This window comes from Bradyrhizobium sp. UFLA01-814, assembly GCF_046718885.1.
Lineage (GTDB): Bacteria > Pseudomonadota > Alphaproteobacteria > Rhizobiales > Xanthobacteraceae > Bradyrhizobium > Bradyrhizobium elkanii.
Genome location: NZ_JAQOSR010000264.1, coordinates 1 through 8,154, shown reverse-complemented (window position 1 = coordinate 8,154; position 8,154 = coordinate 1). Strand labels below are relative to the sequence as shown.

Sequence of the window (8,154 nt, the reverse complement as noted above, 5' to 3'; positions counted from 1 at the left end):
TCATCAAGCTGCGCCAATATCCGGACGCGTCGTTCCGGGATGTCACCGCACCCAACGCGGACACGCTCTACACCACGTCCTTCTTCGACGTCGGGAAGGAACCGTGGGTCCTCAGCATCCCGGACATGAAGGGGCGCTATTTCCTGATGCCCATGCTGGATGGCTGGACAACGGTATTCCAGGTGCCGGGGAAGCGTACCACCGGCACCGGAGCACAAACCTATGCCATCACCGGGCCCGGCTGGAAGGGCACGCTGCCGGATGGCGTGAGGGAGTACAAATCACCTACCAACCTCGTGTGGCTGCTCGGCCGCATCTATTGCACCGGAACGCCGGAGGACTATGCAGCCGTCCACAAGCTGCAGGACGAGTGCAAGCTCGTTCCGCTCAGTGCTTATGGCAAGCCGTACACGCCACCTCCGGGAAAGGTCGATCCGTCGATCGACATGAAGACGGCTGTCCGCGAACAGGTCAATCGCATGGACGCGGTGTCGTATTTCAAGCTGCTCTGCGAGCTCATGAAAACCAACCCGCCATACGCGGCGGACGCGGCCCAACTCGCCAAATTTGCCCGCATCGGCATCGTACCCGGGCGCGACTTTGACGAGACCAAGCTGAAGGCGGACTTCCTGAAGCGCGTCCCGGAGGTGTCGTTCGACAGGATCATGCTTCAGTTCAAGGTCAACAAGGCCGTCAAGGACGAGAACGGCTTTGCGTTCACGACGAAAACCGGCATCTACGGTACCGACTATCTGATGCGGGCCCTGGTGACCGCGATCGGGCTTGGCGCCAACCGCCCGCAGGATGCGGTCTACCCGACCTCGCAAAAGGATGTGGATGACCGCAAGTACAATGGTGCGAACAAGTACGTCATGCGGTTTCCCAAAGGCCACCTTCCTCCGGCCGAGGGATTCTGGTCGCTCACGATGTACGACAGCGGCTACTTCTTCGTGAACAATCCGCTCAACCGATATTCGATCAGTGCGCGGGAAAATCTGAAGGAAAATCCGGACGGCTCGACCGATCTCTACATTCAGAAGGACTCGCCCGGCAAGGACAAGGAATCCAACTGGCTTCCTGCGCCCGAGGGAGATTTCATACTCATGCTGCGCATGTATTGGCCGCAGGAAACCGACCCTTCGATCATCAACGGCACCTGGACGGTTCCTGCCGCCAGGAAGGTCGGGGCTTGAGAACCTGGATTCATGCCGGCCCCGCTGGGGCCGGCATGAATCAATTTGCGGTCGCGAATCGAACGCTCGAGCGAGCCGTACAGGCCGTTCTGCGATGCGCCAACGGTGGGGTAGGTGACATGCGGCTTCGTGATCCTTCGAAGAGGCGGCAACCAAACAGGCGAAGTAAGACACTCAGGGATGTCGGCATCGCCATGACAATGGTCATGGCGTCATTCTCGCCTGAAGCCGCCCGTGCCGACGAGGGCGGCGTTTCATACTGGCTTCCCGGCCGCTTCGGCAGTCTCGCTGCGACCCCGCAGGTCCCCGGCTGGTCGATGGCGGAGGTCTACTATCACACCAGCGTAAGTGCATTCGGCAATGCCGCGGCCGCCAGGGAAATCCACGTCGGCAGAATCCCTGCCGCGGCAAACGTCGATCTAAACCTGCATCTGAACGCACAGGCGGATCTCATCCTTCTCAATCCTACTTACACGTTCGCGACGCCGATGCTGGGTGGCCAGCTTGCCATCGGCGTGACCGGACTGTTCGGGCGGTCCAGCGCTGATCTTGCGGGGACACTGACGGCGGCCGTCGGTCCGCTGGCGACAATACGGACCGGCAGCTTCGGCGATTCAATCACATCGGTAGGTGACATCTACCCGCAGGCGACGCTGAAGTGGAACGCCGGGGTGCACAATTTCATGACCTATGTAACGGGAGACGTTCCGGTCGGAGCATACAGTCCGAGCAGCCTCGCCAATCTCGGCATCGGTCACGCCGCCATCGATGCAGGCGGCGGCTACACCTACTTCAACCCGCAGGCGGGCTATGAATTTTCTGCAGTCGGAGGCTTCACCTACAATTTCAAGAATCAGGATACGCAGTATCAGAACGGGATCGACTTCCATCTGGATTGGGGCGCCTCCCAGTTTCTGTCAAAGCAGGTTTTCGTTGGCCTGGTTGGATATGCCTATCAGCAGGTCACCGATGATTTCGGCCAGCACCCTGTCCTGGGGGGCTTTCGGTCCCGCGTGCTGGGCGTTGGTCCGCAGATCGGCTTCCTGTTTCCCGTGGGCGACATGCAGGGTTATCTGAATCTCAAAGGGTATGGAGAATTTGCAGCAGAGAATCGCCCGGCCGGCTGGAATTCCTGGTTGACGTTCTCGATCTCGCCGATAGCGCCGACCAGCACCGTGACGCCGACCCGACGGATCGTGACAAAATAGCAGTGATGTGCGCGCCTTCAATTGTGCCGAGATCACGCCACGATGCGCCGCACTCGCGCCAGAGGCCGTCGATGCCGGCCGTTCGGACGCCGGCCGGGCAATCTTCGCCGCTGCCGGTTCGATACTTCGGAGCCGTGACGGCCAGGCTGCAGGGTCCAGGTTGCAAATGCCCGGCTGATTGGTTTCGGCCGCGCTAACCCCGAAAGTCGCGTCGATGTTGCCGGATACGCCGTCGGTCAGTCAGCTCTCTCAAGTGATTTCTCAAGCGGCTGCGCCCGCATTTCTGCTCGGCGCACTGGCGGCTTTTATCGCGGTGCTGATTTGCCGCCTCAACCGGATCATCGACAGATCGATTTACCTGAACCAAATTTCAGATCAGGATCAGGCGAGGTGCCGGCCCAAGGCAGACCTGCCGCGTCTTGCTCGGCGCGCCACCATGATCAATCGCGCGATCTTCTGGTCCATCATGGGAAGCATCTCGATCAGCATTGTCATCGTCGTCGGCTTTGTGAGTGCGTTCCTTCACATCCAGTACGAGCGGGGCGTTGCCATCCTCTTCATTGTTGCCGTCGTGGCTTTCATCGTGTCGTTGGTGGATTTCGCGCGAGAGGTCCGAATTGCCCTGAGCGAACTTGATCACTACGGCTAGACGCAACGCATTGATGCGTTCACGCCTTAACGCGCGCGCGCGGCGAACGTCGTGAGCGCTGCGACCAGCAGCTTCGGCGCTTCCTGCGCAACGCAATGCCCGACACCGTCGAAGGTCCATCGGCTCGCATGCGGGATCAGCGCCGCGGCGCGGCCTGCCATCTCCTTGTAGATCGGCCATGACTGCTCAGTGGTCGTGATACAGACCGGGCAGGCAATGTCGGAGAACCACGGGAATGGATTGCCGCGGGCGTCGCCGGTGTAGATTTGCTCCATGGCCTGGAAGATCGGCCCGAGCAGGGCCGACTCGATTTCCGGCGTGCAGAGCAGCCGCATGCGGCCGTCGTCGAGCCGGGCAAAGCCGTGATGGACATACGCCCACAGCGACCGTTCGGTCCATGGCGCGAAGGCCGGTGCGGCGCGCAGCCGCTGGAGCAGGTCGTCGGCGCTGTCGAACTCGGCCCGGCGGCGCAGCACACCTTGCACGGATCCGCGCGCGATGTCGCTGAGGCCGCCGGCGCGCGGCGCGCGCGGATCCATCGCGGTCGGCTCCGTGACATGCAGGCGCGCGAAGCGACCGGGCATCAGTCTGGCTGCGAGCAGCAGGTCGGTTGCGCCGGCACTGTGACCGATGCCGTAGATGTCATGGAGGTCGAGGCGCTCCACCACCATGCGGACGTCTTCGGCAAAATCCTGGAAGTGATAGCGATCGGCCGGCGGCTTGTGGCTCAGGCCATGGCCGCGGCGGTCGAGCGCGTAGACCGTGTAATCGGCCGCCAGCGCCTCTGCGACCTCGGTCCACACCTCCGCGACAAAGCCTGTGCCGTGCAGCAGCAGCGCCGGCGGCTTGTCCGAGGCCGGCTCGCCCCATCGCGCCACCGCAACCTGTGCGCCGGCATCGCCGACCAGAAAGCGCTTCGGGGCGTTCATCGTCGTTCTATCGTGCATCCTGCAGGATCATTGCCGCCGCCTTCTCGGCGATCATCGCCGTCGGCGTGTTGGTGTTGCCGGAGGTGATGGTCGGCATCACCGAGGCATCCGCGATGCGCAGGCCGTGCAGGCCGTAGAACCGCAGCCGCTCGTCGACCACGGCCATCGGATCGTTGGCCGTTCCCATCTTCGCGGTGCCGACGGGGTGGAAGATCGTGGTGCCGATGTCGCCGGCCGCCTTGGCGAGCGAGGCATCGTCGTCGCCGACCGAGAGGCCGGGCAGGAATTCCTCGGGATGATATTTCTCCAGCGCCTTCTGCTTCATCAGCTTGCGCGTGGTGCGGATTGCGTCGGCCGCGACCTGGCGGTCGTCGTCGGTCGACAGATAATTCGGTGCGATCGACGGCTTGTCGTCGGGCGCGGTCGAGCGGATCCGCACCGTGCCGCGCGAGCTCGGCTGCAGATTGCAGGCGCTCACCGTGATCGCGGGGAAGCGGTGCAGCGGATCGCCGAACTTGTCGAGCGACAGCGGCTGCACGTGGAACTGGATGTTGGCGCGCGAGCGCGTCGCGTCAGAGCGCGTGAAGATGCCGAGCTGCGACGGCGCCATGGTCAGGGGACCGCGGCGGCGGAACGCGTAGTCGAGGCCCATCAGGCCGCGGCGAACCAGATTGTAATAGGTCTCGTTCAGCGTGCGCACGCCGGAGACCTTGTAGATCGCGCGCTGCTGCAGATGGTCCTGCAGATTATGGCCGATGCCCTGCACGTCGAGCACGATGTCGATGCCGAGCGGCGACAGCCATTCGGACGGACCGATGCCGGAGCGCTGCAGCACCTGCGTGGTTCCGATCGAGCCGGCGCAGAGGATCACTTCGCCCCTGGCGCGGGCCTCGACCACCTCATTGCCCTGCCGGAACAGCACGCCGGCGGCGCGGCCGCTCTCGATGATCAGGCGGTCGACCAGCACGTCGGTCTCGAGCCGCAGATTGCTGCGGTTCAACACCGGCTTGAGGAAGCCGCGCGCCGACGACCAGCGCCGGCCGCGCTTCTGGTTGACGTGGAAGTAGCTGGTGCCCTCATTGTCGCCGGTGTTGAAATCCGGGATGCGCTTGATGCCCATCTCCTCGGCGGCATCGCCGACCGCGTCGAGGATCTGCCACGACAGCCGCGGCGCCTCGATGCGCCAGCCGCCGCCGACACCGTGATGCTCGCTTTCACCGAGGAAATGATCCTCGAGCCGCTTGAACGCCGGCAGCACGTCGCTGTAGCTCCAGCCGGTGAGGCCGAGTTGGCGCCAATGGTCGTAATCCGCGGCCTGGCCGCGCATCGAGATCATGGCGTTGATGGCGGAGGAGCCGCCGATCACCTTGCCGCGGGGATAGGCGAGTGCCCGGCCGTTGAGGCCGGGCTCGGCCTCGGTCTTGAACATCCAGTCCGAGCGCGGATTGCCGATCGCGAAGAGATAGCCGACCGGAATATGAAACCAGATCCAGTTGTCCTTGCCGCCGGCTTCCAGCAGCAGCACGCGCTTCTTCGGATCGGCCGACAGGCGGTTGGCCATGATGCAGCCCGCCGTGCCTGCGCCGACGATAATGTAGTCGAAATCACCCTCGAGCCTTCGCGGCATGTCCTCGTTCCCGGTAAGCGTCTTTTGTTGGGCTCTTATTAGTCAGACGCAGCGGGCCGACACAAGCCCGGCAGTGGATGCCGGGCGTGCGCTGGATGCTCAGGGACGGCTCGGTTCGGCCAGTGTGACCTCATGTCTCGCGCGGGGGACGCAGACGATCAGCGTCAGCATGCCGATGCCGAGCACGGTGCCGACCAGGGCGAGCGGTGCGTAGATGCTCCCGGTTGCGACATTCATCCAGCCGATCAGGGCAGGGCAGACCGCGCCGCCGAACGAGCCGATCGCGCTGATCAGCGCGATGCCGCCGGCCGCGGCGCTGCCCTCCAGCATCGCGTTCGGAATCGTCCAGAACAGCGACAGGATCGCGAAGATGCCGATCGAGGCGACGGCGAGCAGCGTCACGGTCAAGAGGACGCTGCCTTGCGCGGCCTGCAAGGCGATGAAGCAGGCCGCTGCGACGAGGCCGCAGCAGACCACGTGCCAGCGCCGTTCCCGTGTGCGGTCGGAGCTGTAGCCGATCGCCACCATGCCGATGGCGGACGCAACCGAAATCGCGCCGCTCAGCCAGCCGATCTCGGTGGTGGTCGCCACGCCGACGCGTTTCAGCAGCGTCGGCGTCCACAACAGGATGGTGTTGAGCGAGCAGAAGAACGCGAAGTAGATGAAGGAGAGCAGATAGACGCGCGGCTCGCGCAGCGCCGCCGCGAAGCTCCGCGTGGTGCCGGGAACGGCGGCGCGGTCGCGGGCGAGGTCGCTTGCGATCTGCCGTCGCTCGTCGGCGCTCAGCCAGCTCGCGACCTGCGGTCCGTCGGCGAGGTAGAAATAGGCGACGATGCCGAGCAGCACGGCCGGACCGCCTTCAAGGATGAACAGCCACTGCCAGCCATGCAGGCCGTGGACGCCCTGCATGTGATCCATGATCAGGCCCGACAACGGACCCGCGATGACGCCGCCGAGCGGCACCGCCATCACGAACAGGCTCGTCATGCGGCCGCGCACACGGTCCGGGAACCACAGCGTCAGATAGTACAAAATGCCCGGGAAGAAACCGCCTTCGGCGGCGCCGAGCAGGAAGCGCAGCAGATAGAGGTGATACTGGTTCTGCACCAGCGCGAGCAGCATGGTGACGACGCCCCACAGCACCATGATCCGCAGCAGCGTCTTGCGGACGCCGACCTTGACCAGCAGCAGATTGCTCGGCACTTCGAGCGCGACATAGCCGACCGAGAAGATGCCGGCGGCAAGCCCGAACACCGCGTCGTCGATCTTGAGGTCGTGCAGGAACTGCAGCTTGGCAAAGCCGATGTTGAAGCGATCGATGATCGCAACCGTGTAGCACGCCAAGAGGAATGGGATCAGGCGCCAGGCGATCCGTCCATAGAGCCGCGAATGGGCCGCATCCTGCATGAAAGTCTCCTCGAATGATTATTTGATGTTTGTTATTGCCGCGACGGCGGTAGGCTCCCTCGCCCCGTTCTTACGGGGTCGAGACGAGCGAAGCTCGCTCTTAGAGGGTTGGGGTGAGGGGCTGCCTCCACATGCACGGTGACAGTTGGATTTGCGGAGACTCCCCCTCACCCGGAATGCATCTAGCGATGCATTCCGGCCTCTCCCCGCACGCGGGGCGAGGCGGAGCCCGTTGCCCCGATCGAGTGCGCGCGGCTAGTTCGCCTTCGCGCTCGGCGGAAACTCCAGCATCGCTTCGCCGGCCGCGACCGTCTCGCCGCGCTGGTTCTGCACGGCGACGTCGACCAGCACCCAGCGCGATTTTGCGGTGACCTGCTTGGCCTTGATGGTGCCGGCGGGGCGGATGGTGTCGCCGGGCTTCACCGGCTTCAGCCAGCGCGTCTCGAGCCTGCGATGGATCGCGCCTGCGGGAAGCGCCCAGTCGGTCAGCATGCGCGAGATCAGGCCGAAATTGTTCATGCCGTGCATGATGATGCCGCCGAAATTGGTCTTGCCGAAATCGCCCTTCATGTAGTTGTCGTCGAGATGCAGCGGGTTGTAGTCGAGCGACGCATCGCAGAACAGGCGGATCGATTCGCGCGAAACCGCGAATGCCGGGCCGTCGATGGTGTCGCCGGCCTTGAGAGATTCGAAATTCGCTGTGGTCATGGTGATCCTCCTTACATCGGACGGATGGTCTGGCCGCGACCCGAGCAGATCACGTCGCCATGCTGGTTGAAGAAGACGTTGTCGTGCACCACGAACAGCCGCTCGCGCTTGATGAACTTGTCGAGCGCGCGCGCCTGCAGGGTGATGGTGTCGCCGGGGCGGGCCGGGATGTTGTAGCTCCAGGACTGTCCGGCATTGACGGTGCCCGGCGAGCGCATCCAGTCGTCGGCCGGCGTGCAGGCGAACATCAGCAGGATATGGATCGCGGGCGGCGCGATCAGCCCGCCATAGGGCCCGGCCTTCGCGGCGGCTTCGTCCAGATAGAGCGGATTGGTCTCGCCGACCGCACGGCAGTACAGCGCGATCGCTTCCTGGGTGAGCTTGTAGGGCGGCGTCTTGCGCGGCTCGCCGGGGACGATGTCGTCCCACACCT

At 64.0% G+C, this 8,154-nt stretch carries 8 protein-coding genes; 3 read left to right on the top strand and 5 right to left on the bottom strand.

Translation table 11 applies throughout. The annotated features are described in order from the left end of the window. From PMN64_RS40730 to PMN64_RS40720, 3 genes are all read left to right on the top strand, one after another. Positions 1-1,193 (top strand): DUF1254 domain-containing protein (locus PMN64_RS40730; protein ID WP_411784824.1); only part of this gene is annotated, 1,193 nt, incomplete at its 5' end. A gap of 206 nt (positions 1,194-1,399) precedes the next feature. Further along, a complete protein-coding gene (locus PMN64_RS40725) occupies positions 1,400-2,401 on the top strand; it encodes a transporter (RefSeq protein WP_411784823.1) in 1,002 nt (333 codons plus the stop codon). A gap of 214 nt (positions 2,402-2,615) precedes the next feature. Next, positions 2,616-3,050, top strand: coding sequence for a DUF2721 domain-containing protein (locus PMN64_RS40720; protein WP_411784822.1), 435 nt, complete (start codon positions 2,616-2,618; stop codon positions 3,048-3,050). A gap of 26 nt (positions 3,051-3,076) precedes the next feature. On the opposite strand, the gene PMN64_RS40715 is transcribed toward PMN64_RS40720, so the two are convergent. The 5 genes from PMN64_RS40715 to PMN64_RS40695 all read right to left on the bottom strand — a co-directional run bounded on the left by PMN64_RS40715 (position 3,077) and on the right by PMN64_RS40695 (position 8,152). Continuing rightward, positions 3,077-3,979: an alpha/beta fold hydrolase gene (locus PMN64_RS40715; protein ID WP_411784821.1), complete on the bottom strand. Its 903-nt coding sequence runs from the start codon at positions 3,977-3,979 to the stop codon at positions 3,077-3,079. A 7-nt stretch (positions 3,980-3,986) separates the two neighbouring features. Continuing rightward, on the bottom strand, positions 3,987-5,606 hold the full coding sequence (locus PMN64_RS40710) for a GMC family oxidoreductase (protein WP_411784820.1): 1,620 nt from the start codon (positions 5,604-5,606) through the stop codon (positions 3,987-3,989). A gap of 99 nt (positions 5,607-5,705) precedes the next feature. Further along, complete coding sequence (locus PMN64_RS40705; protein ID WP_411784819.1) at positions 5,706-7,013, bottom strand: MFS transporter; 1,308 nt, start codon at positions 7,011-7,013, stop codon at positions 5,706-5,708. A 255-nt stretch (positions 7,014-7,268) separates the two neighbouring features. Further along, positions 7,269-7,721, bottom strand: a complete 453-nt coding sequence (locus PMN64_RS40700) for a MaoC family dehydratase (RefSeq protein ID WP_304499367.1) — start codon at positions 7,719-7,721, stop codon at positions 7,269-7,271. An 11-nt stretch (positions 7,722-7,732) separates the two neighbouring features. Further along, a complete protein-coding gene (locus PMN64_RS40695) occupies positions 7,733-8,152 on the bottom strand; it encodes a MaoC family dehydratase (RefSeq protein WP_411784818.1) in 420 nt (139 codons plus the stop codon). Between the last annotated feature and the right edge of the window lie 2 nt (positions 8,153-8,154).

Bases quoted from the DNA above. Each gene is read 5' to 3' on its own strand.
- PMN64_RS40725 (WP_411784823.1), top strand. From the start codon at position 1,400: ATGGCGTCATTCTCGCCTGAAGCCGCCCGTGCCGACGAGGGCGGCGTT.
- PMN64_RS40720 (WP_411784822.1), top strand. From the start codon at position 2,616: ATGTTGCCGGATACGCCGTCGGTCAGTCAGCTCTCTCAAGTGATTTCT.
- PMN64_RS40715 (WP_411784821.1), bottom strand. From the start codon at position 3,979: ATGAACGCCCCGAAGCGCTTTCTGGTCGGCGATGCCGGCGCACAGGTT.
- PMN64_RS40710 (WP_411784820.1), bottom strand. From the start codon at position 5,606: ATGCCGCGAAGGCTCGAGGGTGATTTCGACTACATTATCGTCGGCGCA.
- PMN64_RS40705 (WP_411784819.1), bottom strand. From the start codon at position 7,013: ATGCAGGATGCGGCCCATTCGCGGCTCTATGGACGGATCGCCTGGCGC.
- PMN64_RS40700 (WP_304499367.1), bottom strand. From the start codon at position 7,721: ATGACCACAGCGAATTTCGAATCTCTCAAGGCCGGCGACACCATCGAC.